This window comes from Rhizobium leguminosarum (genome assembly GCF_002953715.1).
GTDB classification, from domain to species: domain Bacteria; phylum Pseudomonadota; class Alphaproteobacteria; order Rhizobiales; family Rhizobiaceae; genus Rhizobium; species Rhizobium leguminosarum_V.
Genome location: NZ_CP025012.1, coordinates 4,025,001 through 4,050,214 on the forward strand (window position 1 = coordinate 4,025,001; position 25,214 = coordinate 4,050,214).

Here is a 25,214-nt window from a genome sequence, read left to right on the forward strand (position 1 = left end):
GCAGCGAACCGCCGATGCTGGATGCCATCGCCACCGCCTTCGACGACAATTCCTTCGCACCGCCCCCCGGCCAGAACCTGCCGCGCGTCTATGACGGCATCTATCGTGCTGCCCTTTCCTACGGCATGACCAAGGATATGACGGCGCTGATCATCAAGCTGCTCGCCAGCAATGTCGATTTCCAGGCGCAGCTGAGGCCGACCGACAGTCTCGAGGCTTTCTTCTCCGTCGCCGACAGCGCCGGCCAGGCGACCGAGGATTCCGAACTGCTCTATGTCAATGCCCGTTTCGGCGACACGCAGACGCGCTTCTATCGCTTCCAGGACCCCGACGACGGCACGGTCGATTATTTCGACGAGAACGGCAAGAGCATCCGCCAGTTCCTGCTGCGCAACCCGGTGCCGAACGGCATCTTCAAATCGGGCTTCGGCATGCGCCGCCACCCCATCCTCGGTTTTGCCCGCATGCACACCGGCGTCGATTGGGCAGCGCCGCGCGGCACGGCGATCATCGCCGCCGGCAATGGCACGGTCGAAAAAGCCGGCTGGGATTCCGGCGGTTACGGCAACCAGACGATCGTCCGCCATGCCAATGGCTATGAATCCTCCTACAATCACCAGAGCGCCATCGCCAAGGGCGTCGTCCCCGGCGCCAAGATCCGCCAGGGCCAGGTGATTGGCTGGGTCGGCACGACGGGCGAATCCACCGGCCCACACCTGCATTACGAGCTGATCGTCAACGGCACCAAGGTCGATCCGCTGCGTATCCGCCTGCCGGGCGGCAAATCGCTACAGGGCGAGGCGCTGGCGAAATTCGAGGACGAGCGCAAGCGCATCGATACGCTGCTGAACAACCAGACGCCGGACCAGGTGGCGAGCAAGTAGCGTCCATCTACGCTGCTTCCCCTCCAACAGACGCCTCGGCCACCAGGCGAAAAATGGCGGCCCGAAGCCGCCATTTATCATTCATCCGGCAAACCGGTTTACGCCGCTTCGCTCACCGTCTGCCTCGTCCTGAACTGCAGCCGGTCCGAACCGCTCGTCACTTTTACCGTCGATCCGTCCGGCACCTGGCCAGACAGGATCTGCTCGGCCAACGGATCCTGCACGAATTTCTGGATCACCCGCTTCAGTGGCCTTGCGCCGTAGACCGGATCGTAACCCTTGTTCGCCAGCCAGTGGCGGGCTTCCTCGTCGAGATCGATGACGATCTTGCGCTCGGACAGCAGGGCCGCCAGCCGCTTCAGCTGGATATCGACGATCGCGCCCATTTCCTCGCGCTTCAGGCGATGGAAGAGGATGATCTCGTCGATGCGGTTCAGGAATTCCGGCCGGAAATGCCCGCGCACGACCTCCATCACCTGCTCGCGAACCGTGTCGCTGTCATCGCCGTCCCTCAGCTGCGTCAGATATTCGGCGCCGAGGTTCGAGGTCATGATGATCATCGTGTTGCGGAAATCGACCGTCCGGCCCTGGCCGTCGGTCAGACGTCCGTCGTCCAGCACCTGCAGCAATATGTTGAAGACATCGGGATGCGCCTTTTCGATCTCGTCGAACAGTACGACCTGATAGGGCCTGCGGCGCACGGCTTCTGTCAGCGCTCCGCCTTCATCATAACCGACATAGCCGGGAGGCGCACCGATCAGCCGGGCAACGGAGTGCTTCTCCATATATTCCGACATGTCCATGCGCACCATCGCCGTTTCGTCGTCGAAGAGAAAGCGGGCCAGCGCTTTGGTGAGCTCCGTCTTGCCGACGCCGGTCGGGCCGAGGAAGATGAACGAGCCGATCGGCCGGTTCGGATCCTGCAGGCCGGCACGTGCGCGACGGACGGCGCGCGACACGGCCTGCACCGCATCGCCCTGACCGATCACCGATTTCGCCAGCTCATCTTCCATCCGAAGCAGCTTGTCGCGTTCGCCCTCCAGCATCCTGTCGACCGGAATGCCGGTCCAGCGGGACACGACATGGGCGATGTTGTCGGGGGTGACCACCTCCTGCACCATCGCGCCGCGGTCACCATCCTGCTTCTCGGCATCGACGAGCTGCTTTTCAAGGTCGGGAATGACGCCGTAGGTCAGCTCGCCGGCACGCTGGAATTCGCCTTTGCGCTGGGCGATCGCCAGTTCGTTGCGGGCATCATCGAGCTGCTTTTTGAGATCGGCGGCAAGGCCGAGTTTCTGCTTTTCCGCCTGCCAGCGGGCCGTCAGCGCATCGGCCTGTTCCTCGAGATCGGTCACTTCGGTTTCCAGCCGCTTCAGACGGTCGGCGGACGCGACGTCCGTTTCCTTTTTTAGCGCTTCGCGCTCGATCTTCAGCTGCATGATGCGGCGGTCGAGTTCGTCGAGCTCTTCCGGCTTGGAATCAACCTGCATGCGCAACCGCGCCGCCGCCTCGTCCATCAGGTCGATCGCCTTGTCGGGCAGGAAACGGTCGGTGATATAGCGGTTGGAAAGCGTCGCAGCGGCCACCAGCGCCGCATCGGCGATACGCACCTTGTGATGCTGCTCGTATTTTTCCTTCAAGCCACGCAGGATCGAGATCGTGTCTTCGACCGTCGGTTCGTCGACGACGACGGGCTGGAAGCGGCGGGCAAGGGCCGGATCCTTCTCGACATGTTTGCGATATTCATCAAGCGTGGTCGCGCCAACGCAATGCAGCTCACCGCGGGCAAGGGCGGGCTTGAGGAGGTTGGAGGCATCCATCGCCCCATCTGCCTTGCCGGCGCCGACCAGCGTGTGCATCTCGTCGATGAACAGGATGATCTCGCCGTTCTCAGCCTGGACTTCATTGAGCACGGCCTTTAGCCGCTCCTCGAATTCGCCGCGGTATTTCGCACCGGCAATCAGCGCGCCCATGTCGAGCGCCATCAGCTTCTTGTCCTTGAGCGACTCCGGCACGTCGCCGTTGACGATGCGCAGCGCCAGGCCCTCGACGATCGCCGTCTTGCCGACGCCGGGTTCGCCGATCAGCACAGGATTGTTCTTGGTGCGGCGCGAAAGCACCTGGATGGTGCGGCGGATTTCGTCGTCGCGGCCGATCACCGGGTCTAGCTTGCCCTCGCGGGCTTCGGCAGTGAGATCGCGTGCGAACTTTTTCAGCGAGTCGAAACCCTGCTCGGCATTGGAGGAATCCGCCGTCCGACCCTTGCGGATGTCGTTGATGACCTGGTTGAGGCCCTGGGCCGTCACGCCTGCGTTCTTCAGCGTCGAAAAGGTCGAGGCCGAGGATTCGATCGCCAGCGCCTGCAGCAGGCGTTCCACCGTGACGAAGCTGTCGCCGGCCTTCTTCGCCGCTTCTTCGGCGGTCGAAAGGACCTTGGCGAGTGGTTGTGCCAGATAGATATTGCCGTTGCCGCCGGAGATCTTCGGCAATTTGGCGAGAGCCGCGTCATTGGCAAGGCGGGCGGCCTTGGCATCGCCGCCGGCGCGCTCGATCAGCGACGCCGCCATGCCCTGATCGTCGTCGAGCAGGACTTTCAGCACATGTTCCGGCGTAAATTGCTGGTGACCCTGCGCCAACGCATAGGTCTGGGCGGACTGGATGAAACCGCGCACCCGCTCCGAATATTTCTCGATATTCATATTCTACCTCCATGGATCGCCCTGCCCTGTCGAGGCGCAGACCGATGATTGAGATCGACCCCCTGAAAAGGCAGGTCGTGCTTTGCCCGTCTGGGATTTGGGCGAAGCAGTTCGAAGAGAATATGGTAGCCTGTTCTATGAGTTTAAAGAGCCCATAAAATGAAAATCCCCGGCACAAGGCCGGGGATTTTCAAGCTAATTCGAGCAGATGGCATGAACCTCACGCTCTCCCCTGAAGGGGAAGCGAAATCCTCATTCCGATGCGACGTCAGCCAGCACCGGCGCCTCGGCAGAGGCGCCCTCGCCTTCAGCCGCGGCTTCTTCGCCCTCAGCACCGCGACGCGGGCGACGGGGACGGCTGCCGGTGCTGCGGCGGCGGGGCTGGCGTTCGCGCGGCTGGCCGCCGGCACCTTCCTCGTCCATCGCGACTTCAGCCGGAATGCCTTCGATCTCCGGCTGCGGGCCGGTTCCATCGATGACCTCGGACTGGGGTGCCGGTGCAGGCGCCTGAGCGGCTACCGGCTTCGGCTGTGCCTGCGGCTGGTGTTGTCTGCTCTGCTGCGGCTGGTGCGGCCGGCTCTGCGGCGGCTGGACGATAACGACATCGTCGCCGTCATTGTCATTCTCGTTCTCATTGTTATCCATATCATCGCCGTCGCGGTCCGCACCGTCGCGATCATTGTACTCGCCGCGGTCGTCGCGCTGGAAGCGTTCCTGCATCTGCGCCTGGGCGCTGGCGATGATACGATTGTAATGTTCGGCGTGCTGGAGATAGTTCTCGGCCATCACACGATCACCGGAGCTATGGGCGTCGCGGGCGAGCTGCGCGTATTTTTCGGCGATATGCTGCGCCGTACCGCGAATCTTCACATCGGGGCCGGAGCTGTCATAGCTCCGGGTGAGCGGATTGCCGCCCTTGCGGTTGAAATTGTTGTTATTGTTATTTCCACCGCCGCCGCCACCGCCGCCGCCGTTATTGTTACCACGCCCTCGACCGCGCTTGTTCTGCTGTCCTGGCCTCATAGATCGTTCACCTGAATTCTCTGTTTGTGATGGATACATGGCACCAACCGCCATGACCGGAAACCGGGTCAGGACCTTTGTGCCGCGAGCATACTGCGCCTTTGCGCCGACCTGCCGCTTGGTTCTCAAGTCAGTTTGACTGATTCACGCATTGGGTCGTGTTCAACCGTTGAAACTCTCGTTTAAAAGAGCGGACCCCCGAGGCAAACCAAGTACCGAACGAATCTCGTTCATTCCTATCTGCCCAACACGTGACCGCAACCTATATTGCTTCACCGGGAAATCCAAGCCTTTTCTTCGCAATAACAATAATGTCCTGTTCAATGCCGCATTATCGTCTCTCACGCGAGCGCGAACACAAGCACCCTGTCGTTCTGACCATAATCTTTCACGGATTTGAGGCACCTGAAGCCTTTCGCTTCAAAGATCGCCGTCACGTCGTTACACTGATCGTAGCCGATCTCCAGTCCGACGACCCCATCGGGCCTGATGAACCTTGCCGCATCCTTGGCTATCGCTTTGTAAGCGTCAAGCCCATCCGGGCCGCCATCCAGAGCCGCAGCCGGATCAAATTTCGTCACTTCGGGAGCGAGATCGTGAATGACATTGGAAGCAATATAGGGCGGATTTGAGACAATCGCGTGAAAGGATCCCTGAATGTCCTCGAACCAACTCGATTGGACGGCCTGAAAACGATCCTGCAACCCGTTTCTTTCTGCATTCGATCTTGCCGTCAAAAGTGCATCCGCCGATATGTCGCTGCCGACACCTGACGCATCAGGACATTCGCTCAAAAGCGCAAGGCATATCGCCCCGGTCCCGGTTCCCATGTCAAGGATATGGAGACGGCTTTGTGCCTTTGCAAGGTCTTTGAGATAGACGAGAACCGTATCGACTAGGATTTCCGTATCCGGCCGCGGTTCCAGCGTTTCTGCCGAGAGCCGCAGCGGCAGGCCATAGAATTCCCGCTCGCCGAGAATCCGATGCACCGGTTCATGGCCGATCCGCCGCTCCAGCGCCTTGAAAATCACTTCGGCCTGCTCAGGAGAAAGCCTCTCGGCCGATCGCGTCAACAGCTCGGTCGGCGACAATGTCAGAAGGCCCGCGACAAGCAGCCGCGCATCGGTCGCCGGGTCGACGATACCTGCTTCGGTGAAGCGACGGCGCGCTTCGGCAAGCATATCGGCGACCGTCGAGCTCATTGTTGCTCGCCGAGCTGTGCCAGCTGGCTGGCCTGGTAATCGGCCATCAGCGCGTCGACGACCTCCTCGATCTCGCCTTCCATCATTCGGTCGAGCTTATAAAGCGTCAGATTGATGCGATGGTCAGTCACTCGCCCCTGCGGGAAATTATAGGTGCGAATGCGTTCGGAGCGATCGCCGGAGCCGACCTGGCTTTTGCGATCGGCAGAGCGCTCGCTGTCGGCCCTCTGCCGCTCGGCATCGTAAAGCCTGGAGCGCAGCACCTGCATCGCCTTGGCGCGATTTTGGTGTTGCGATTTTTCCGAGCTGGTAACGACGATGCCGCTCGGCAGGTGGGTGATGCGCACCGCCGAGTCAGTCGTATTGACGTGCTGGCCACCAGCACCCGAAGAGCGCATCGTGTCGATGCGGATGTCTTCAGCCCGGATCTCGATGTCGATCTCCTCGGCCTCTGGCAGCACCGCCACCGTCGCGGCCGACGTGTGGATGCGCCCGCCCGCCTCGGTTTCCGGCACACGCTGCACGCGATGCACGCCGGATTCGAATTTCAGCTTGGCGAAGACGCCCCTGCCGGTGATCGTCGCGATGATTTCCTTGTAGCCGCCGGCTTCGCCCTCGCTCGCCGAGAGCACCTCCACCTTCCAGCCCTTTTCCGCCGCAAAGCGCTCATACATGCGAAAGAGATCGCCGGCGAAAAGGGCGGCTTCCGAGCCGCCCGTGCCGGCGCGGATTTCGAGGATCGCGCTCTTTTCGTCCGCTGCATCCTTCGGCAGAAGCAGGATCTGCATCTCCTGTTCCAGCGCCTCGATCTGCTCTTTCACCTCGGGCAGCTCCAACTCGGCGAGGTCGCGCATCTCGCGGTCGACCGACCTGTCCTCGAGCAGCGTTTCGAGATCGGCAAGCTCGGCGACCGCCTTCTCATAGACGCGGATCTTCGTCACGACAGGCTGCAGCTCGGAATATTCGGATGCGAGCTTCACATAGACATCGGCAGCCGGACCAGCCGACATGCGCGCCTCGATCTCGCCGAAACGGCGTTCCAGCTCGCGCATCTTTTCAACGGGAAGTTTCGCCACCCTTCACTCCGATTCTTCTTAATATCTGTCTAAAGGGGAATATTGTGGCTCTCGGCGAAGCGGGCAAGCACCTCGCGCATCGGCATCAAGGCGTGGTGATCATCCAGCACCTCGTTCATCGCCTTCGTCAGCGCTCCGACATCCAGCCCGAGCAGCATCGCCTTCACCGGTCCGATCGAGGCCGGCGACATCGAGATCGAGCGGAAGCCAATGCCGAGCAGCGCCATCGCCGAGATGGGTTTGCTGGCGAGCTCGCCGCAGAGCGTCACCGGCGTCTTGTTCCGCTCCGCCCCGCGCACGATATCGCGCAGGATACGCAAGAACGGCTTGCCGAGCGGATCGAAGCGGTCCGAAACCCTTGCATTGCCGCGATCGACCGCCATCGAGAACTGGAAGAGGTCGTTCGAACCGACTGACACGAAATCGACCGCCTCCATCAGTTCGTCGAGTTGCCAAAGCAGTGCCGGCACCTCCAGCATCGCCCCGAATTGCAGCTTGCGCGGCAAGCCGTGGCCGAAGCGCGAGAGATGCTGCACTTCCTTCTGCAAGAGCTCGCGCACCATCTTCAGCTCAGAAACCTCGGTCACCATCGGCACCATCAGCTTCAGCTCGGTGTCGGCCGATGCCTTCAGCAGGGCGCGCAACTGGGTGCGCAACAGTCCCGGCCGGTCGAGCGACAGCCGGATGGCGCGCCAGCCGAGTGCCGGATTTTCTTCCTCATGGCCGCGGAAATAGGGCACCACCTTGTCGCCGCCGATATCAAGCGTACGGAAGGTGACGGGGCGGCCCGCCGCCTGTTTTATCACATTGCGATAGAACTGTTCCTGCTCGTCCGCCTTTGGCATGGTGGAGGCGATCATGAACTGCAGCTCGGTCCGGAAGAGGCCGATGCCCTCGGCGCCCGATTCCGAAAGCTGCGGCAGGTCGACCAACAGCCCCGCATTCATCATCAGCGCGATCCGCTGCCCATCCTTGGTCACCGGCTCGACGGCGCGCAACGCCCGGAACTGTTCCTGCCGCCTGGCGCGGAAGCGGACCTTTTCCTCATAGGAACGCCGGTGATCGGCCATCGGCCGCAGATGAACATGTCCCTCGTCGGCATCGATGATCACGGCATCACCATTCTCGGCGAGCGCCACCACACCAGCCGCCTGGCCGATGACCGGAATGCCCATGGCGCGCGCGACGATCACCACGTGGCTCGTCACCGCCCCTTCTTCCAACACCAGCCCACGCACATTGGAACGCGGATAATCGAGCAGCTCGGCTGCCCCCATGGCGCGCGCCAGGATGATTGCGTCGCTGGGGAAACCTTCGGCAGTCGTCCGGCCGGTATAACCCGTCAACTGTCTGAGCAGCCGGTTCGCCAGATCCTCGAAATCATGCATGCGTTCGCGCAGATAAGGGTCGGTCAACCGCATCATCCGCGCCTTGGTGTCGCTCTGCACCTTCTCGACCGCCGCTTCCGCCGTCAGGCCGTTGCGGATCGCCTCCTCGAGCTTGCGCACCCAGCCCTGGTCATGGGCGAACATGCGATAGGTTTCGAGCACCTCACGATGTTCGCCCTCCATCGACACGTCGCGACGCGACAGCATGTCGTCGATCGAAATCCGAAGCGAGCCCATGGCTTCGGCCAGCCGCCGGATTTCCTTCTCTGCATCCTCGTTGAGCAGGTTGGTGACGACGATGCGCGGCTCGTGTAGCACGACGTAGCCGAGGCCGATGCCGTCATTATAAGTGTCGCCGTCGACGGTCACCGAGCGCGTCAGGTCGAGTTCGAGGCCCGGCTTGGTGATCTTCTTGAGTTCGCCGGTGGCGATCATCTCGGCAAGCACCATCGCCGTCGTCTCGAGCGCTTCCAGCTCTTCCTCGCGATAGTTGCGGCTCGCCTTGTTCTGCACGACGAGAACGCCGAGCGATCGCCCGGTCCTGAGGATCGGCACGCCGAGGAAGGAATGGTAGATTTCTTCGCCCGTCTCCGGCAGGTAGCGGAAAGCAGGGTGCGACTGCGCGTCGGAAAGGTTCAACGGCTGGGCCGAAGCCGCGATGGTGCCGACCAGGCCCTGCCCCATCTTCAGTTGCGCCAGATGCACGGCCTCGCGGTTGAGGCCTTCGGTCGCGTAGAGTTCGAGTACGCCGTCGGCGCGCAGCACATAGACGGAGCAAACCTCCGCCACCATATTGCCGGCGATCTGGCGGACGATCCGGTCAAGACGCTCCTGCGGCTCCAGCGGCTCCGCCATCAACTCGCGCAGCCGCCTGAGCAGCACGCGCGGACCGCCGGAAAGGTCTCTCATGGCGTCTCAAGCTCCCGAAACAACGCACTCAGTCCCGGCAGGCCGGCCCTCGTCTCCTCAACCTGAAGGGGCAGGCCGCCCACTGGGAATCAATTCTTATCCAGACCGTAGCAGGAATGCAAAGTCCTGACAGCGAGTTCTGCATAGGGACCGTCGATCAGGATGGAAATCTTGATCTCGGAGGTGGTGATCGCCTTGATGTTGATGCCTTTTTCGGCAAGTGCACGAAATGCGGTCGCAGCCACGCCCGCGTGGCTGCGCATGCCGATGCCGATGACCGATACTTTCACCAGCCCCGATTCGTTCTGCACGACATCGTAGCCGATCTTCTCCTTATGGTCGCCGAGCACCTTGATCGCCTTCTCGACGTCGCCTGACGGCACGGTGAAGGTCATGTCGGTCTTCGACCCGTCCTCGGAGATATTCTGGACGATCATGTCGACATTGATATGGGATTCGGCGAGCGGCCCGAAGATCGCCGCGGAAACGCCCGGCCGGTCGGCAAGACGGCGAAGCGAGATCTGAGCCTCATCCTTGGCATAGGCGATGCCGGTGACTACTTCCTGTTCCACGATTTCATCCTCGTCACAAATCAGCGTTCCGGGTGGGTTCAGCAGATCACCCATGCCCGGAGCATCGGGGTCTTCGAATGACGAGCGCACGAAGGTGCGCACCTTGTGCACCATGGCAAGCTCGACCGAACGCACCTGCAATACCTTGGCGCCGAGCGAGGCCATTTCCAGCATTTCTTCGAAGGCGATCTTCTTCAGCCTGCGCGCCTTCGGCACGATGCGCGGGTCGGTCGTGTAGACGCCGTCGACATCAGTATAGATATCGCAGCGGTCTGCCTTGACAGCTGCCGCGATTGCGACGGCCGAAGTGTCCGATCCGCCGCGCCCGAGCGTCGCGATACGGTTGTCGGGTCCCAACCCCTGGAAGCCGGAGATGACCGCGACCTGCCCCTCGCCCATGCGTTTGACGATGTCGGAGCCGTCAATCTCCATGATCCGTGCCGCGCCATGCGCGTTGTCGGTGCGGATCGGGATCTGCCATCCCTGCCAGGAACGGGCATTGATATCCATCGCCTGCAATGCGATCGCCAGCAGCCCGGATGTCACCTGCTCGCCGGATGCGACCACCGCGTCATATTCCCGCGCATCGTAAAACGGAGAATTGGCGCCGATCACCTTTGGCGTGCCCTGGACCCAGCCGACCAGTTCATTGGTCTTGCCGGACATGGCCGACACCACCACCGCGACCTCGTGCCCGGCATCGACTTCGCGTTTTACGTGGCGGGCAACATTCTTGATGCGGTCCAGGTCAGCGACGGACGTGCCGCCGAATTTCATTACGATGCGTGCCATATGCCTCTACCACGACTGGCGCCGGGAAAGCGGAAAACCGGACCCGGCATCACGAAAGCTCTGGGGCAGACCGCTTGGCCCAAGAGCCGGATTCCCAACTTCCGGAGCCGCTCTAAAGCCCAGGTCCCCAAAGGCCCCAAGTTGCGGCGTCTCTTAGCGAGTTTGGCGGGGGGAGGCAAGCGCGGGGATAAAAGCTATTGGCGAGCGGTTCCGCCCTCGCCAGTCCTTTGGTCTGCACCCTTGACTTATGCCCCCGATCGTCCGACTTCACTTTTAGCGAATGAAGGAGTGGACGATGACGGAAGGCGCCAGAAGCACGATCGACCAGGGCGAAGTGGACCGCTTCTCGGCGATGGCGGCGGAATGGTGGAGCCCGACCGGAAAATTCAGACCGCTGCACAAGTTCAATCCCGTCCGCCTCGGCTATATCCGCGACAAAGCCTGCGAGAATTTCGGCCGTGATCCGAAAAGCGCCCGCCCGCTCGAGGGCCTGCGCGTGCTCGATATCGGCTGCGGCGGCGGTCTGTTGTCCGAACCTGTCGCCCGCATGGGCGCCTCCGTCGTCGGCGCCGATCCGTCCGAGAAGAATATTGGCATCGCCTCCACCCATGCGAAGGCCTCCGGCGTTTCGGTCGACTATCGCGCCGTCACCGCCGAAGAGCTCGCTGAGGCTGGCGAGACCTTCGATATCGTCTTGAACATGGAGGTGGTGGAGCACGTCGCCGATGTCGAATTCTTCATGACGACCTGCGCAAAAATGGTCCGCCCCGGCGGCCTGATCTTCGTTGCCACCATCAACCGCACGATGAAGGCGGCAGCGCTTGCCATCTTCGCCGCCGAGAACATTCTGCGCTGGCTGCCGCGCGGAACGCATCAGTATGAAAAGCTGGTACGCCCGGAAGAGCTGGAAAAGCCGCTGGCGGCAAACGGCCTCGAGATCACCGACCGCACCGGCGTCTTCTTCAATCCGCTATCGAACCAATGGAACCTGTCCAAGGATATGGACGTGAATTATATGCTGCTGGCGAAGCGGCCGGCATAGTTTCCGCCGCCAGTAAGCCGGCTACACTTTCAGCAGCTCGACATGCAGGCTGAAATTGCAGACGGCCAGACGCGCGGACTGCATGTCAGTTTACGTCTTCCGGCAAAACAGGAATGGCTGCGATCTCGATGCCCTCTTCGAGGAGCGCCTGCGCCTCGTCGAACGTCGCCTGGCCGATGATGCCGCGGGCATCCGCCTCGCCGTAATGGATCTTGCGGGCTTCCTCTGGAAATTGCGCGCCGACGTCCTCGGAATTGGCCTTGACCGCCGCAACGGCCTCCTTGAGTTTTTGCAGGGCCTCGCGACGCATGGCATCCATCGCCAGCGTCTGCCTCTCGTCCTTCTTCCGCGCCGTCGACACCGAAGGCGCCATCAACAGCTTGGAAATGGCGGCGGAATGACAGACCGGGCAGGTCAGGAAACCGGTTTCGACCTGACGATCGAAATCGGCGCTTTCCGAAAACCAGCCTTCGAATTCATGGGCATTGTCACAGGTGAGGGAATAGCGGATCAAGCGGCGACGCCTCCGGCGACTGCTCCCGCAATCTTCTCGACCGAGAATTCCCGGCCATTCCTCAGGTTCGGGATCTTGTCATGCGCGGCCTTGACCGCGGCGGGATCGATCTCGGAGACGATAACCGCCTCACCGCTGGCGCCGGCCGAAGCCAGCACCGTGCCCCAGGGATCGATGATCATCGAATGGCCGAAGGTCTCGCGCCCGTCCTCGTGCCAGCCGGCCTGCGCGGCGGCAATGACGAAGACACCGTTCTCGATCGCCCGTGCCCTGAGCAGGATCTCCCAATGCGCCTCGCCGGTCTGCTTGGTAAAGGCGGCGGGAACTGTCATCACCTCGGCGCCGGCCATGGCCTGGGCGCGGAAGAGCGCGGGAAAACGCACGTCGTAACAGATCGCAAAGCCCATTTCGGCAAAGGGCAGCGACAGGACGCGGGCCTCCGAGCCGGCTGTATAGGCGGCACTTTCACGCCAGCTCTCGCCATTATCGAGATCGACGTCGAACATATGGATCTTGTCGTAGCGATTGAGAATCCTGCCGTCGGGGCCGAACAGGAAACCGCGATTGGCGATCTTGCCGTCGGCAAGGGCAATCGCTGTCGAACCGACATGCATGTGGATGCCGAGTTCCACGGCAAGCTCTGAGCCTGTCTTAACGATAATGTCATGCGCCTCGTCGGCAAGCACGGCGCGTGCCGCCGCACGGTCTCGCTGCAGCATGCCGGTCATCTCGGGTGTCTGCACATAGGTCGCGCCCTGGGCAACGGCCTCGCGCACCAGCCGCGCCATGGCGGCGGCATTCTTCACCGGATCGACCCCGGAGCACATCTGAACAGCTGCGGCCTTGAAGCTCATCGGTTCTTCCTCAAGCCGCCAGCATCGGATCGAGCTTGCCGGCCCGATCGAGCGCAAAGAGATCGTCGCAACCGCCGACATGATCGGCGCCGATGAAAATCTGCGGAAAAGTGGTCCGTCCGTTCGACTTGCCGATCATCTCCTGGCGAAGATCCGGCGAAAAGGTCGCGTCGTGCTCGACATATTCGACGCCCTTTTCTTCGAGAAGGGACTTGGCGCGGGTGCAATAGCCGCAAAACTGCCGCGTATAGATGGTGACGGGTACCATAATCTCTCCAGACTGATGCCGGGTATTCCTGTCATATAGGCTCGGAGAGAGCCCTTGCAAAGGTCAAAACCGTTATGTCGGCCGCACCCGCCTTGCGCAGTGTCCGGCTTGCCGCAGCGACCGTCGCCCCTGTTGTATAGACGTCGTCGACGAGGACGAGACGCTTGCCGAAAATGTCGTTTTCGCAACCCTTGGTAATCGCAAAAGCGCCCCTGACATTGTCCTCGCGCGCCTTGGCGCCGAGGCCGACCTGCTGGCTGGTGCGCTTGACGCGAACAAGCGTGGCGGCAAGCAGCGGCTTGCCCGAGAGCCTTGCCATATGGCGGGCAAGCTCGGCTGCCTGGTTGAACTTGCGCGCCAGCATGCGGGTGCGGTGCAGCGGCACCGGGATCAGCGCATCGCAGCTCTCGACCGTCCCGTCGGAAGCGCGCAGCATCCAGGCAGCCATCATCGGCGCCAGATCGGTGCGATCGCGATATTTGAGCCCATGAACAAGATCGCGGACGGCATGGTCGTGCGTTGCCGCCGACCGCAGCCGGTCGAAGGGCGGCGGGTTGGCGATCGCCTCGGCGCTGAGGATGCCGGCGCCGAGATCGTGCGAGAAGGGAATGCCGAGCACCTCGCAATAGGGCCGTTCGATAAAGCGGATGCCGGACCAGCATTTTGCGCAGAGCCCGCGATGGTCGCCTGTGGAAATACCGCAGACGGAGCAGGCGGGCGGATAAAAGAAATCGGCAAGCGCCGAAAACGGCCGCAAGAGATGCGCCCGCAAGAACTCTGACGGTTTTTCAGTGTTGATCAGTCCCATGCCGCCGAGACTAGCGCATAACCCCGAAAATCGGAATCGATTTTCGGAAAGGATTATGCGCAGATTCAAAGTGATAGAGCGTCCTTAGCGCGTCCTGTGGACGCGGCGCTCTAGCCTATTCTTCGCGAAAGGAAAATCGTCTTGCCGCACAGGCGGCACGGGACTAAGGACATCGCCATGGAAACGATCTTCGACAGAGCCCTGATCGCCGCACATCGCCATCGCGCGCTTGTAAACAACGACGCGAAAGCCGCCTTCCTGCTCGACATTGCCGCTGAGGAAATGGCCGAGCGGCTTACTGTGGTCGAGCGGACTTTCGAGACCGCCGTCGAACTGCATGGCGCAACTGGTGCTGCCGCCCGTGCCGCGCTGGCGACGGGCAAAATCGGCACGATGATCCGCGTCGAAAGCGAGAAGGCCTATGCCAGGCCGGGCGAAACCTTGATCGAGGCGCCGCTCGAGGACGTGCCGCTTGAACCGCAATCGGCCAATCTTATTCTTGCGCCGCTCAGCCTGCATCTGACCAACGATACGCCGGGTGTCTTCATCCAGATCCGCCGCGCCCTGAAGCCGGACGGCCTGTTCATGGCCGCGATCTCCGGCGCCGGCACGTTGCAGGAACTGCGCGATGTGCTGCTGGCCACCGAGGTCGAGATGACCGGTGGCGCAAGCCCGCGTGTCATTCCCTTCGCGGATGTGCGCGATGTCGGCAGCCTCATGCAGCGCGCCGGCTTCACCTTGCCGGTAATCGATGCGGAGAACTATACGGTGCGCTATGATTCGCTCTTTCCGCTGATGCGGGATCTGCGAGCGATGGGCATGAGCAATCCGCTTGCGGCCCGCGCCCGGATGCCGCTGACACGCGCCTTCTTCCTGCGCGCGGCGGAGATCTACGCCGAACGTTATTCCGATCCCGATGGACGTATCCGCGCCACCTTCTCGATCATCTATGTCTCGGGATGGGCTGCCCATGAGAGCCAGCAAAAGCCGCTCAGGCCGGGTTCGGCCAAGGCGCGCCTTGCCGATGCACTGAAGGTGGACGAACACAAGCTCAAGCAGTAAGGGCCGGCTGCTTCTTCAATTCACCGTCATATTGTTGTTGATCACGTTGAAGACGTCCTGCAAGGCGCCGGTGAAGACCCCGAGACCGGAGACGAGAGCGCCACAAATGAGGGCGGCGATCAAGCCATACTCAATTGCCGTCGCACCGCTGTTATCTGCAAGAAATGCTTTCAAAATACGCATTATTTCGCGACCCTCTGAGCGAAACCAACGGCAAACGACCAATTCCACGACCATCGGGCGACGGCCGGCATATTTCAGCAACCGGCGCCGACGCCATAGCCCTGGACGACGCAGACCGAACCGGGCGTATCCTGAAGGACGCTGCGGCGGATCGTATAACGCTTGCCGCTGTCAGTCTTCGGGATTGATCCCGTCGTGATCGTATCGAAATCCACCGGCGCGCTGGCAAAGACGCTTTTCTTCGAGGAATCCGCAAGCATTGGCGTCAGAATGAGCGTCAGCGCGACCACCGCCGTGCCGAACAGAAGGGCGATATTCAGCGCACCCGTCCTGCGCGAGGCAGACGAAGCCCGTTCCTTTTCCCGGACAGCTTTCCAGAAATCATCGTCCATGACGTCAAGCCTTTTAATACACGCACGCCAGATGCTTGATTGAGGCCGATCTTTGGCAGAAGGTGTTAAACGATCCATTAATATCCACAGCCGAAAACGGTGTGGCACAATAATAATCAGACAACGCTAAAGTAAATCCTGCAACATCGGGATGAGCGGCTCGTCGGCCGGCGGCATTGGATAATCGCGCAGCGCCTGCGGACGCACCCATTTTAGCGCCTGCCCCTCCCGGCCCTGGGGAATGCCCTCATAGCGCCGGCAGATATAAAGCGGCATCAAAAGGTGGAAGGTCTCGTAGGAGTGGCTGGCAAAGGTAAGCGGCGCAAGGCAGGCGATCTTGGTGTTGATGCCGAGCTCTTCCTCAAGCTCGCGCACCAGCGTTTCCTCCGGCGTCTCACCGGGTTCGACCTTGCCGCCCGGAAACTCCCACAACCCGGCAAGCGACTTTCCCTCGGGACGCTGTGCCAACAGGATACGCCCATCGGCATCGATCAGCGCACAGGCGGCGACCAGCAATATCTTCCGGCCTGCCTCGCTCATCGCGGCTCCTTTTGCCAATAGCAATAATGATAGGCGTCACGAAAACCGAGGCGCTCATAGAGTGCGACGGCCGGGCGGTTGGACAGCTTCACCTGCAGCCAGGCCGAACGGGCGCTGCGCATGCGCGCCCAGCGCAGTGCCGAGGTGAGGATCTCGGTGCCGAGCCCCTCGCGCCGCCGCGCCTCGGAGACGGAGAGCGACATGATGCCGGCAAGGTCATTGTCCTGGACGCAGAGCACGGTCGCAAGCGGGCCGTCCGCCGCGTTCTCGATCATGAACAGGCCGGATGGCGGCTTGATCGCCGAGATGATTTCGGCAAGCGCCGGCTTCAGCGTCGGCGGTGCCTGGTCGACGGCGAGATTGGCGTCGACGAAACGGCCGACGTCATGGGTCGGCAGGTGATCGAGCGTATCCGGCAGCTCCGCCTCGGCAAGGTCGCAGGTCATCACCACCGTATCGTCGAAGCGCGTCCAGTTCTGCGCGCGCAGAAGTTCGATCAGCACCGGCGAGGCAAGCGGCGTCTGGCGGACCACGGCGGCACGGCCATAGGCCTCGAACTTCCGGCGCGCCTTTTCCAGGCGGATTTCGACGTCGCGATGATCCGAGGGATCGAGCGGCACGATCGAATTCAGCCGGTTGGATGGGTGACCGGCCGTCAGCCGCACTTGCCAGCTGCCGTCATATTGCACGGATGCCGCCGGCCAGGCACGAAAGCCGACGGCCTCCAGCCTGCGCACCAGTGGCAGATTGTGTGAGAAAATGGATACCTGCGCCAATGAACGATCAGCTCCGATAGTCGCCATTGATCGCAACATATTCCTTGGTGAGGTCGCAGGTCCAGACCGTTGCTGTGCCGGCGCCGAGCCCGATATCGACTTTGACGGGGATATCCTGCGCCTTCATGACGTTCGAGGCGGCCTCCTCGGAATAATCGGGATCACGCTCGCCATTGACGGCGACCCTGATGTCGCCGAACCAGATGGCGAGCCGGTCACGGTCGGCCATCTCGCCGGACTTGCCGACGGCCATGACGATACGGCCCCAATTGGCGTCTTCGCCGGCGGCCGCCGTCTTGACCAGCGGCGAATTGGCGATCGACAGCGCGATACGCTTGGCGGCGGCATCACTCTCGGCACCCGTCACGGTGATTTCAAGCATCTTGGTGGCACCCTCGCCGTCGCGCACCACCTGCAGCGACAGGTCCTTCAGCACTTCGTTGAGTGCGGCCCGGAAGGCAGCAAGGCGCGGATCATCGGCACGTTCGATGCGGGCCTGGCCGTCCTCAGCCGCGGCACCCGTCGCAAACAGCATCAGCGTATCGGAGGTGGACGTGTCGCTGTCGACGGTCATGGAATTGAAGGTCGGGCCAACGCCGTCAGACAGAAGCGCCTGCAGCGCGGCAGGCGCAATGTCGGCATCGGTGACGACGAAGGAGAGCATCGTCGCCATATCAGGCGCGATCATGCCGGCGCCCTTGGCGATACCGTTGATCGTCACGGCCACGCCGCCGATCTCGGCGCTGCGGGTGGAAACCTTCGGATAGGTGTCGGTCGTCATGATCGCCTTGGCGGCCTCGAACCAGAAATCGCCGGTCGCTTCGACCTGCATCCGGTCCAGAACGCCTGAGAATTTGGTGGCATCGAGCGGCTCGCCTATGACGCCGGTCGAGGCCAGATAGACCTCGTTTTCGGCGCAGCCGACGGCAGCGGCAGCCGACTTGGCCGTCAGCGCGGTCGCCTGGCGGCCCTTCAGGCCGGTGAAAGCATTGGCATTGCCGGAATTGACGACGACGGCGCGGGCGCTGCCATGGGAGAGATTGGCCCGGCAGAAATCCACCGGCGCCGACGGGCACTTCGAGCGGGTAAAAACGCCCGCAACAGTCGCCGGCCGGTCGAAGACCATCATCAGCACGTCTGTGCGGTTCTTGTACTTGATGCCGGCGGAAGCCGTCGCCATGCGCACGCCGCGCAGCGGCGGCATCGAGACGAAGGATTTCGGGGCGAGCGGAGAGACGGAACCGGACATGATGAGACCTGCCAATGAGCATTTCCAGGCGAAATGGAAACCGGTTCGCCGTCCGGAAATGCGACAACAAACGATGCCAGAGCATGATGCCGAAAGGTGTCAGCGGTTTTCGGACGACACCATGCTCACCTTCTTTGATTTAGATCCGGATTCCGTTTTTAGGCGGATCAGGCCCAAAATCATCCGGATCTAATGAAGGGCCCGGAAAACCGGGCCCTGATGCGATTATTATTACTGCTGCGGCGCCGGGGCGACGGGCTCACTGCCCGGCTCCGGCTGCTTGTTGGCCTGGTCGTAACCCTTGCGCAGCGTCTCGTCCGTGATCTCGATCTTGGCGGAGGCCTTCGCCTTGTTCAGGAGCTCAAGATACTTGTCGCGCATGACGAGCTGACGAACCTGATCCTGCACCTGCTCGAAGGGCGGCGGCGGAGCGTCGCGCTTATCCTCGACCTTGATGACGTGGAAGCCGAAATCGGTCTTCACCGGCGTCTTGGAATAGGTGCCCTTCTCAAGCGCGAAGGCTGCGTCTTCGAATTCCTTGACCATGCGGCCGCGCGAGAAATAGCCGAGATCGCCGCCTTCCGACTTGTTCGGATCAGTGGATTTTTCCTTGGCGAGTTCGGCGAAATCCTTGCCGGCGTCGAGCTGCTTGATGATGTCCTTGGCTTCGTCCTCGGTCTTGACGAGGATATGACGGGCGTGGACTTCCTCCTGCTTCGGCAGGGCGGCGACTTCCTTGTCGTAGCGGGCCTTGACTTCGTCAGGCGTCACGATGTCGACGACATGCTTCTTGAAATAGGCATTGTGCAGCTCGCGGTCGGTGAGATACTGCATGCGCTTCTTGAATTCGTCGGTCTGATCGAGCTTCTCGGCCGCAGCGTCGGCGGCGAGCAGCTTCACGTCGATGGCGGCGGAAAGGGCTGCGACCTTCTTCTGGTCATCGGGAAGCTGCGCCAGCTGCGGGTCGAGATTGGCGACCGCGAGGTCGAGTTCCGACTGGTGGATCTCCAGGGTGCCGACCTTGGCGATGACGGCGTCATCGGCATGGGCCGGGGCCTGGAGCGCAACAAAAGTTGCAAACGCCAGAACGGCAAGTTTGTTGGTGCTCAACATGAAATACCCTTCACAGTTACATCGCCGGTTTCAGCATCCCCTGAATCCAGCTCAAAATAGCCATCAACACCGGATTGTGGCCTTTCTGTATCCGCCAAATCCGTTGACATCATTCGACCCCCCTCTTATCTGTCACGCAACCTCGCGTCCAGAACAGTTTCCGGGCGTTTTAAGGCGCGCGCCTGATTTTCGGCTGGGCCGCGGACAAGAAACGCCGGGGATGAATATTGAGAAAGGGCCAGTCATATGGTCAGCTTTGGCGGTATAGCCCGCAAGTTATTTGGGTCTTCCAACGACCGCCGCGTGCGGTCCTATCAGCCGAACGTCACTGCCATCAACTCTATCGAAGAGAAGACGAAGGCCCTGACGGACGAGCAGCTCGCGGCAAAGACCGTGGAGTTTCGCGCCCTGCTCGCCGAGGGCAAGACGCTCGACGACATTCTGATCCCGGCCTTTGCCGTCGTGCGCGAAGCCTCGCGCCGCGTTCTCGGCCTGCGACCTTTTGACGTACAGCTGGTCGGCGGCATGATCCTGCATTCGAATGCGATCGCCGAGATGAAGACCGGCGAAGGCAAGACCCTGGTCGCCACCCTGCCGGTCTATCTGAACGCGCTTTCCGGCAAGGGCGTGCACGTCGTCACCGTCAACGATTACCTCGCCCAGCGTGATGCCGCGACCATGGGCCGCGTCTACGGCTTCCTCGGCATGACCACCGGCGTCATCGTCCACGGCCTTTCCGACGAGGAACGCCACGCGGCCTATGCCTGCGACATTACTTACGCCACCAACAACGAACTCGGCTTCGATTATCTGCGCGATAACATGAAGTACGAGAAGAACCAGATGGTCCAGCGCGGCCACAACTTCGCGATCGTCGACGAAGTGGACTCGATCCTCGTCGACGAGGCGCGCACGCCGCTGATCATCTCCGGTCCGCTCGACGACCGCTCCGAACTCTATAATACGATCGACGCCTACATTCCGCTGCTGGTGCCCAGCGATTACGAGATCGACGAGAAGCAGCGCTCGGCCAACTTCTCCGAAGAGGGCACCGAGAAGCTGGAAAACCTGCTCCGCCAGGCCGGCCTCTTGAAGGGCAACGCGCTCTACGACATCGAGAACGTCGCGATCGTCCATCACGTCAACAACGCGCTGAAGGCCCACAAGCTCTTCCAGCGCGACAAGGACTATATCGTCCGCAACGACGAAGTCGTCATCATCGACGAGTTCACCGGCCGCATGATGCCGGGCCGCCGCTATTCGGAAGGCCAGCACCAGGCGCTCGAAGCCAAGGAAAAGGTGCAGATCCAGCCGGAAAACCAGACGCTGGCCTCGATCACTTTCCAGAACTACTTCCGCATGTACGACAAGCTCGCCGGCATGACCGGCACGGCGCAGACGGAAGCGGAAGAATTCGCCAACATCTACAATCTCGATGTCATCGAGGTCCCGACCAACCTGCCGATCAAGCGCCTCGACGAGGACGACGAGGTCTACCGGACCTTCGACGAGAAGTTCAAGGCGATCATCGAGGAGATCCTCGACGCCCACAAGCGCGGCCAGCCGGTGCTGGTCGGCACCACCTCGATCGAAAAATCGGAACTGCTTGCCGAGCGCCTGCGCAAGCAGGGCTTCGACGACTTCAAGGTGCTGAACGCCCGCTACCACGAGCAGGAAGCCTATATCGTCGCCCAGGCCGGCGTGCCGGGTGCCATCACCATCGCCACCAACATGGCCGGCCGCGGCACCGACATCCAGCTCGGCGGCAACCTCGACATGCGCATTGAGCGTGAACTCGGCGAAGTCGAAGCCGGTCCGGAGCGTGACGCCCGGATCCAGGCGATCATCGAGGAGATCAAGGCACTCAAGCAGAAGGCGCTCGAAGCCGGCGGCCTCTACGTCATCGCTACCGAACGCCATGAAAGCCGCCGCATCGACAACCAGCTGCGCGGCCGCTCCGGCCGTCAGGGCGACCCCGGCCGCTCGAAGTTCTACCTCTCGCTTCAGGACGACCTGATGCGCATCTTCGGCTCCGACCGCATGGACAGCATGCTGACCAAGCTCGGCCTCAAGGAGGGCGAGGCGATCGTCCATCCCTGGATCAACAAGGCCCTGGAGCGCGCCCAGAAGAAGGTCGAAGCTCGTAACTTCGACATCCGCAAGAACCTCTTGAAGTATGACGACGTTCTCAACGATCAGCGCAAGGTGATCTTCGAGCAGCGCCTCGAACTGATGGAATCGACCAATATTTCCGAGACCGTTTCCGACATGCGCCGTGAGGTCATCGAGGACATGGTCGAAAAGCATATCCCCGAACGCGCCTATGCCGAACAATGGGATGCCGCCGGCCTGAAGACCGGCGCTTTGAACATCCTCAATCTCGACCTGCCGGTCGAGGACTGGGTGAAGGAAGAAGGTATCGGCGAAGACGATATCCGTGAGCGCCTGACGGAAGCCACCAATGCCGCCTTCACGGAAAAGGCCGAGCGTTTCGGCGACGACATCATGCATTATGTCGAACGCTCGATCGTCATGCAGACGCTCGATCATCTCTGGCGCGAGCACATCGTCAACCTCGACCATCTGCGCTCCGTCATCGGCTTCCGTGGCTATGCCCAGCGCGATCCGCTGCAGGAATACAAGTCGGAAGCCTTCGAGCTCTTCACGGCGCTGCTCAACAATCTGCGCGAGGCCGTCACCGCCCAGCTGATGCGCGTCGAATTGGTGCAGCAGGCGCCTGCCGAGCCCGAACCACCGCTGATGCAGGCCCATCACCTGGATCCGACGACCGGCGAGGACGATTTCGCCCCGGCGATCTACCAGGCAACGGAAGTCATCGTTTCTCCCGAAAACCGCAACCCGGATGATCCATCCACCTGGGGCAAGATCGGCCGCAACGAGACCTGCCCCTGCGGCTCCGGCAAGAAATACAAGCATTGCCACGGCGCCTTCGAGCAGGTCTGAGGCAGGCCGCAAAGATCCGCGAAAATGCCGCCTCCGGGCGGCATTTTCTTTTCTGCGGCAATGCCGGAAAACCGGAATTTCAGCGTCGGACGGCAACCCCAAACCAGAACCGTTTCTTAACCCTGTTCTGTCAAGACTTCAGGGACGATTTGCCTGACCTCAGAGTTTTGCGTGTTCATCATGGCGGTCATAGAAACAGCGGAGAAGATGCTGCCCGCGGGCCTGCGCCCGATCGGCGGTCGCACGCTGCGCATGCTTGCTGCCGTGCTCACCGAACGCGGTGAGAAGGCGGCCGCGCAGCGCATGGCGCTGACGGCCTTTTCGATCCGTATCCTCAGCGCCGCACTCGCCTTCGTCTCCCAGATCGTGCTCGCCCGGCTGATGGGCGAATATGAATATGGCATCTTCGTTTTCGTCTGGGTGCTGGTCGTCGTCTTCGGTGATCTCTCATGCCTCGGTTTCCACACCGCGATCATCCGCTTCCTGCCGCAATACAGGGCAGCGGGCGCTTTCGAGGAAATCCGCGGCCTGACCGGCACGGCGCGCATCTTTGCGCTGCTTTCCGGCACGGCGGTGCTCGCCGCCGGCATGCTCGGCCTGCATTTCTTCGGCGATAAGATCCAGGTCTATTATCTCGTCCCGATCTTCATCGGCCTGCTCGCCATGCCGATGATCGCGCTCGGCGACATTCTGGAAGGCACGTCACGGGCCAACCACTGGCCGGTGATGGCGCTGAGCCCGGTCTATATCGTCCGCCCGATCCTCATCATCCTTTTCATGCTGATCGCGATTGCCATCGGCGCCGAGCACACGGCCGTCACCGCGATGCAGGCAGCACTCGTCGCCACCTTCGTCACCGCCCTCGGCCAGTATGCCGCAACGCTCTACCGCCTGCGCCGGCATTATGACGAAGGCCCGCGCAAGGTCGATTTCATCGCCTGGTTCAGCGTCGCCTTTCCGATTTTCCTGATCGAGGGCGTGAGCTTCCTGCTGACCAATTCCGACGTCGTCGTCGTCGGCATCTTCCTCGAGCCGCACGACGTCGCCATCTACTTCGCCGCCGCCAAGACGATGGCACTGGTGCATTTCATCAATTTCTCGGTCAAGGCAGCCTCCGGCCCGCGCTTTTCCTCGATCATCGCCGAAGGCGACCACGCCCAGCTGGCAACCGCTGCCATCGACGCCGCCCGCTGGACCTTCTGGCCGGCGCTCGGGGTCGGCCTTGTCGTGCTTGCGGCCGGTCATCTGCTGCTGTCGCTCTTCGGCGGCGCCTTTACGTCAGGTTATCTGGTGATGGCGATCCTGCTCGCCGGCATCCTCGCCAAATCGCTGGTCGGCCCGGCCGAAACGCTGCTGATGATGGCAGGCAAGCAGAACCTCTGCGTCGCGCTCTATGCCGGCGCACTGACGGCCAATGTCAGCCTCAACCTCGCTTTGATCCCGCATTACGGCATCGAGGGCACGGCGATCGCCACCGCCTCGGCCATGGCCGTCGAGGCGATCCTGCTGCATGTCGCCGTGCGCCGCACGCTCGGCATCGTCCTTTTCGCCTTCGCCAGCCCCTCCGCCGCAACACCAGAAATGAGAGTTCGATAGATGGTGCGTGTTCCCCCCGTTACCGAAAGCACCGACAGCACCGCGAACCGCATGGTGCATGATCTCGCCTCGCTGAATTTCGAAGCGCCGCAGGCCGAGGCTCGCGCCGAGATCGGCCGACCGGGGCGCGAGCTCTGCCTTTATCCCGGCAAGCTCGGCTATGAACTTCAGGATGAGCTCGATTTCCTCTCCAACCGGGCGATGGAACCGAACGTCTTTTTCTCCGGCCGCTTCCTCGCCCCCGCCATGCCGCGGCTCGAAGATCGGCAGGTGAACTTCGCCCTGATCCGCGACCACAATGCCGGCCGCAGCCGCATGCGGTTCCTCTTGCCGTTTTCGGTCGACAAGCCGGGCTTCGCCGTCGGTCCGTCGATCATCCGCGGCTGGTCGAACAGCTTCGGACCGCTCGGCACGCCGCTCGTCGATGGCGAGGATGCCGCCGAGACCCTCGACAATCTCTTCGAGGGACTGACCGCTCGCGATCTCAATCTGCCTGGCATACTGGTTCTGCCGGATCTCAGGCTGAACGGTATCTTCGTGCGCATGATCAAGGCAGTGGCGCTTAGCCGCAATCTTCCCGTCACCGTCACCAATCCTTACCAGCGCCCTATGCTGCAGAGCGAGGAAGAGGCGCCGGCCTATCTCGGCAAAACCATCTCCTCCTCGCATATGCGCGAGATGCGCCGCCAATGGCGCCTGCTGGAGGAGTTGGGAACAGCGGTCTATACCGTCGCCCGCCAGCCGCGCGAAATCCATATTCGCTTCGAGGAATTCCTGGCAATGGAAGCCGGCGGCTGGAAGGGCAAGCGGCGAAGCGCTCTCGTCACCGATCGTTATCATACGGCCTTCGCCCGCGAGGCGGTGTCGAACCTTGCCGCCGTCGATGCCGTGCGTATTCACACGATCGATCTCAACGGCAAGGCGATTGCCGCCATCGTCGTGCTGATGATGGGCGGCGAGGCCTATACCTGGAAGACCGCCTACGATGAAAACTATGCCCGCTTTTCGCCTGGCAAGCTGCTGATGAGCGAACTCACCGAATGGCATCTCGACGATGCCAACATCGTGCGCTCCGATTCCTGCGCCGTCGCGGATCATCCGATCATGAGCCGCTTCTGGCAGGAGCGCGAGGAGATGGGAACGCTGGTAATCGGCCTGACGCAGAACGGCGATCGCGACATGCGCCAGGTCACCGCTCAGCTTCACATGTACCGCAGCACCCGCAACATGGCGAAGATGCTGCGCGAAAAGATCATGTCGCTCGCCGGACGGGGCTAAAGCAATTCCAGCAAAAGTGCCTAGCGGTTT

Annotated in this window: 23 protein-coding genes (1 of these 23 only partly in view); 7 read left to right on the plus strand and 16 right to left on the minus strand. The window is 61.7% G+C overall.

Features of this window, described 5'->3' with window-relative positions:
• Nucleotides 1-884: the 3' end of a M23 family metallopeptidase gene (locus tag CUJ84_RS19995; protein ID WP_105007483.1), read on the plus strand. Its footprint begins 1,057 nt before the window's first position; 884 of the gene's 1,941 nt are visible here — the last part of the coding sequence; the start codon falls outside the window, past its left edge; it ends in the stop codon at nt 882-884.
• Between the two features lie 98 nt (nt 885-982).
• Here CUJ84_RS19995 and clpB read toward each other — a convergent pair whose 3' ends face one another.
• The 6 genes from clpB to CUJ84_RS20025 all read right to left on the minus strand — a co-directional run bounded on the left by clpB (nt 983) and on the right by CUJ84_RS20025 (nt 10,545).
• Nucleotides 983-3,583: an ATP-dependent chaperone ClpB gene (gene clpB, locus CUJ84_RS20000; protein WP_105007484.1), complete on the minus strand. Its 2,601-nt coding sequence runs from the start codon at nt 3,581-3,583 to the stop codon at nt 983-985.
• Between the two features lie 252 nt (nt 3,584-3,835).
• A complete protein-coding gene (locus tag CUJ84_RS20005) occupies nt 3,836-4,606 on the minus strand; it encodes a DUF4167 domain-containing protein (RefSeq protein ID WP_105007485.1) in 771 nt (256 codons plus the stop codon).
• A gap of 341 nt (nt 4,607-4,947) precedes the next feature.
• Nucleotides 4,948-5,808, minus strand: a complete 861-nt coding sequence (gene prmC / locus CUJ84_RS20010; protein WP_105007486.1) for a peptide chain release factor N(5)-glutamine methyltransferase — start codon at nt 5,806-5,808, stop codon at nt 4,948-4,950.
• The gene (prfA, locus tag CUJ84_RS20015; protein WP_027666756.1) at nt 5,805-6,884 is read right to left on the minus strand and encodes a peptide chain release factor 1; all 1,080 of its coding nucleotides are present in this window, start codon (nt 6,882-6,884) and stop codon (nt 5,805-5,807) included. Before prfA ends, prmC begins: the two co-directional genes overlap by 4 nt.
• A 29-nt stretch (nt 6,885-6,913) precedes the next feature.
• A complete protein-coding gene (gene ptsP, locus CUJ84_RS20020) occupies nt 6,914-9,181 on the minus strand; it encodes a phosphoenolpyruvate--protein phosphotransferase (RefSeq protein ID WP_105007487.1) in 2,268 nt (755 codons plus the stop codon).
• 89 nt (nt 9,182-9,270) lie between these two features.
• Entirely contained in the window at nt 9,271-10,545 is a 1,275-nt protein-coding gene (locus CUJ84_RS20025; protein WP_011653679.1) for an aspartate kinase, read from the minus strand.
• 295 nt (nt 10,546-10,840) lie between these two features.
• Here CUJ84_RS20025 and ubiG point away from each other — a divergent pair, with 295 nt between their 5' ends.
• Complete coding sequence (gene ubiG / locus CUJ84_RS20030) at nt 10,841-11,587, plus strand: bifunctional 2-polyprenyl-6-hydroxyphenol methylase/3-demethylubiquinol 3-O-methyltransferase UbiG (protein WP_105007488.1); 747 nt, start codon at nt 10,841-10,843, stop codon at nt 11,585-11,587.
• Between the two features lie 85 nt (nt 11,588-11,672).
• On the opposite strand, the gene CUJ84_RS20035 is transcribed toward ubiG, so the two are convergent.
• Genes CUJ84_RS20035 through CUJ84_RS20050 form a run of 4 tightly spaced genes read right to left on the minus strand, consistent with a single transcriptional unit; the run spans nt 11,673 to nt 14,031 of the window.
• Nucleotides 11,673-12,101, minus strand: a complete 429-nt coding sequence (locus CUJ84_RS20035) for a DUF1178 family protein (RefSeq protein ID WP_105007489.1) — start codon at nt 12,099-12,101, stop codon at nt 11,673-11,675.
• Nucleotides 12,098-12,955 (minus strand): carbon-nitrogen hydrolase family protein, encoded by an 858-nt coding sequence (locus tag CUJ84_RS20040; protein WP_105007490.1) that lies wholly within the window; start codon nt 12,953-12,955, stop codon nt 12,098-12,100. The genes CUJ84_RS20035 and CUJ84_RS20040 overlap by 4 nt, the downstream gene beginning before the upstream one ends.
• Before the next feature lie 10 nt (nt 12,956-12,965).
• Nucleotides 12,966-13,223: a glutaredoxin 3 gene (grxC, locus tag CUJ84_RS20045; protein ID WP_011653683.1), complete on the minus strand. Its 258-nt coding sequence runs from the start codon at nt 13,221-13,223 to the stop codon at nt 12,966-12,968.
• Between the two features lie 31 nt (nt 13,224-13,254).
• Complete coding sequence (locus tag CUJ84_RS20050; RefSeq protein WP_105007491.1) at nt 13,255-14,031, minus strand: ComF family protein; 777 nt, start codon at nt 14,029-14,031, stop codon at nt 13,255-13,257.
• Nucleotides 14,032-14,208: 177 nt separating this feature from the next.
• On the opposite strand from CUJ84_RS20050, the gene CUJ84_RS20055 reads away from it, so the two are divergent.
• Nucleotides 14,209-15,093, plus strand: coding sequence for a methyltransferase domain-containing protein (locus CUJ84_RS20055; RefSeq protein WP_105007492.1), 885 nt, complete (start codon nt 14,209-14,211; stop codon nt 15,091-15,093).
• Nucleotides 15,094-15,108: 15 nt separating this feature from the next.
• On the opposite strand, the gene CUJ84_RS20060 is transcribed toward CUJ84_RS20055, so the two are convergent.
• From CUJ84_RS20060 to argJ, 5 genes are all read right to left on the minus strand, one after another.
• Nucleotides 15,109-15,276 (minus strand): Flp family type IVb pilin, encoded by a 168-nt coding sequence (locus CUJ84_RS20060; protein WP_105007493.1) that lies wholly within the window; start codon nt 15,274-15,276, stop codon nt 15,109-15,111.
• A 74-nt stretch (nt 15,277-15,350) separates the two neighbouring features.
• A complete protein-coding gene (locus tag CUJ84_RS20065; protein WP_027682734.1) occupies nt 15,351-15,668 on the minus strand; it encodes a hypothetical protein in 318 nt (105 codons plus the stop codon).
• Nucleotides 15,669-15,794: 126 nt separating this feature from the next.
• Nucleotides 15,795-16,208, minus strand: coding sequence for an 8-oxo-dGTP diphosphatase MutT (mutT, locus tag CUJ84_RS20070; protein WP_012759141.1), 414 nt, complete (start codon nt 16,206-16,208; stop codon nt 15,795-15,797).
• The gene (locus CUJ84_RS20075) at nt 16,205-17,011 is read right to left on the minus strand and encodes a GNAT family N-acetyltransferase (RefSeq protein WP_105007494.1); all 807 of its coding nucleotides are present in this window, start codon (nt 17,009-17,011) and stop codon (nt 16,205-16,207) included. The genes mutT and CUJ84_RS20075 overlap by 4 nt, the downstream gene beginning before the upstream one ends.
• Nucleotides 16,992-18,233 carry a bifunctional glutamate N-acetyltransferase/amino-acid acetyltransferase ArgJ gene (gene argJ / locus CUJ84_RS20080; protein WP_105007495.1) on the minus strand — a complete coding sequence of 414 codons (1,242 nt, stop codon included), beginning with the start codon at nt 18,231-18,233 and terminating at the stop codon, nt 16,992-16,994. The genes CUJ84_RS20075 and argJ overlap by 20 nt, the downstream gene beginning before the upstream one ends.
• Between argJ and CUJ84_RS20085 the strand changes: the two genes are divergently transcribed.
• Nucleotides 18,232-18,426: a hypothetical protein gene (locus CUJ84_RS20085; protein ID WP_105007496.1), complete on the plus strand. Its 195-nt coding sequence runs from the start codon at nt 18,232-18,234 to the stop codon at nt 18,424-18,426. The genes argJ and CUJ84_RS20085 overlap by 2 nt on opposite strands.
• A gap of 38 nt (nt 18,427-18,464) precedes the next feature.
• On the opposite strand, the gene CUJ84_RS20090 is transcribed toward CUJ84_RS20085, so the two are convergent.
• Nucleotides 18,465-19,346: a peptidylprolyl isomerase gene (locus CUJ84_RS20090; protein ID WP_105007497.1), complete on the minus strand. Its 882-nt coding sequence runs from the start codon at nt 19,344-19,346 to the stop codon at nt 18,465-18,467.
• 246 nt (nt 19,347-19,592) lie between these two features.
• Here CUJ84_RS20090 and secA point away from each other — a divergent pair, with 246 nt between their 5' ends.
• The 3 genes from secA to CUJ84_RS20105 all read left to right on the plus strand — a co-directional run bounded on the left by secA (nt 19,593) and on the right by CUJ84_RS20105 (nt 25,184).
• Nucleotides 19,593-22,310, plus strand: coding sequence for a preprotein translocase subunit SecA (secA, locus tag CUJ84_RS20095; RefSeq protein WP_105007498.1), 2,718 nt, complete (start codon nt 19,593-19,595; stop codon nt 22,308-22,310).
• Nucleotides 22,311-22,490: 180 nt separating this feature from the next.
• On the plus strand, nt 22,491-23,906 hold the full coding sequence (locus tag CUJ84_RS20100) for a lipopolysaccharide biosynthesis protein (protein WP_105008254.1): 1,416 nt from the start codon (nt 22,491-22,493) through the stop codon (nt 23,904-23,906).
• Nucleotides 23,907-25,184, plus strand: coding sequence for a GNAT family N-acetyltransferase (locus CUJ84_RS20105; RefSeq protein ID WP_027682726.1), 1,278 nt, complete (start codon nt 23,907-23,909; stop codon nt 25,182-25,184). It abuts the gene before it with no gap.
• The last annotated feature ends 30 nt before the right edge of the window (nt 25,185-25,214 follow it).

Bases quoted from the DNA above. Each gene is read 5' to 3' on its own strand.
- clpB (WP_105007484.1), bottom strand. From the start codon at position 3,583: ATGAATATCGAGAAATATTCGGAGCGGGTGCGCGGTTTCATCCAGTCC.
- CUJ84_RS20005 (WP_105007485.1), bottom strand. From the start codon at position 4,606: ATGAGGCCAGGACAGCAGAACAAGCGCGGTCGAGGGCGTGGTAACAAT.
- prmC (WP_105007486.1), bottom strand. From the start codon at position 5,808: ATGAGCTCGACGGTCGCCGATATGCTTGCCGAAGCGCGCCGTCGCTTC.
- ptsP (WP_105007487.1), bottom strand. From the start codon at position 9,181: ATGAGAGACCTTTCCGGCGGTCCGCGCGTGCTGCTCAGGCGGCTGCGC.
- CUJ84_RS20025 (WP_011653679.1), bottom strand. From the start codon at position 10,545: ATGGCACGCATCGTAATGAAATTCGGCGGCACGTCCGTCGCTGACCTG.
- ubiG (WP_105007488.1), top strand. From the start codon at position 10,841: ATGACGGAAGGCGCCAGAAGCACGATCGACCAGGGCGAAGTGGACCGC.
- CUJ84_RS20040 (WP_105007490.1), bottom strand. From the start codon at position 12,955: ATGAGCTTCAAGGCCGCAGCTGTTCAGATGTGCTCCGGGGTCGATCCG.
- grxC (WP_011653683.1), bottom strand. From the start codon at position 13,223: ATGGTACCCGTCACCATCTATACGCGGCAGTTTTGCGGCTATTGCACC.
- CUJ84_RS20050 (WP_105007491.1), bottom strand. From the start codon at position 14,031: ATGGGACTGATCAACACTGAAAAACCGTCAGAGTTCTTGCGGGCGCAT.
- CUJ84_RS20055 (WP_105007492.1), top strand. From the start codon at position 14,209: ATGGAAACGATCTTCGACAGAGCCCTGATCGCCGCACATCGCCATCGC.
- CUJ84_RS20060 (WP_105007493.1), bottom strand. From the start codon at position 15,276: ATGCGTATTTTGAAAGCATTTCTTGCAGATAACAGCGGTGCGACGGCA.
- CUJ84_RS20065 (WP_027682734.1), bottom strand. From the start codon at position 15,668: ATGGACGATGATTTCTGGAAAGCTGTCCGGGAAAAGGAACGGGCTTCG.
- mutT (WP_012759141.1), bottom strand. From the start codon at position 16,208: ATGAGCGAGGCAGGCCGGAAGATATTGCTGGTCGCCGCCTGTGCGCTG.
- CUJ84_RS20075 (WP_105007494.1), bottom strand. From the start codon at position 17,011: ATGGCGACTATCGGAGCTGATCGTTCATTGGCGCAGGTATCCATTTTC.
- CUJ84_RS20085 (WP_105007496.1), top strand. From the start codon at position 18,232: ATGATGAGACCTGCCAATGAGCATTTCCAGGCGAAATGGAAACCGGTT.
- argJ (WP_105007495.1), bottom strand. From the start codon at position 18,233: ATGTCCGGTTCCGTCTCTCCGCTCGCCCCGAAATCCTTCGTCTCGATG.
- CUJ84_RS20090 (WP_105007497.1), bottom strand. From the start codon at position 19,346: ATGTTGAGCACCAACAAACTTGCCGTTCTGGCGTTTGCAACTTTTGTT.
- secA (WP_105007498.1), top strand. From the start codon at position 19,593: ATGGTCAGCTTTGGCGGTATAGCCCGCAAGTTATTTGGGTCTTCCAAC.
- CUJ84_RS20100 (WP_105008254.1), top strand. From the start codon at position 22,491: ATGGCGGTCATAGAAACAGCGGAGAAGATGCTGCCCGCGGGCCTGCGC.
- CUJ84_RS20105 (WP_027682726.1), top strand. From the start codon at position 23,907: ATGGTGCGTGTTCCCCCCGTTACCGAAAGCACCGACAGCACCGCGAAC.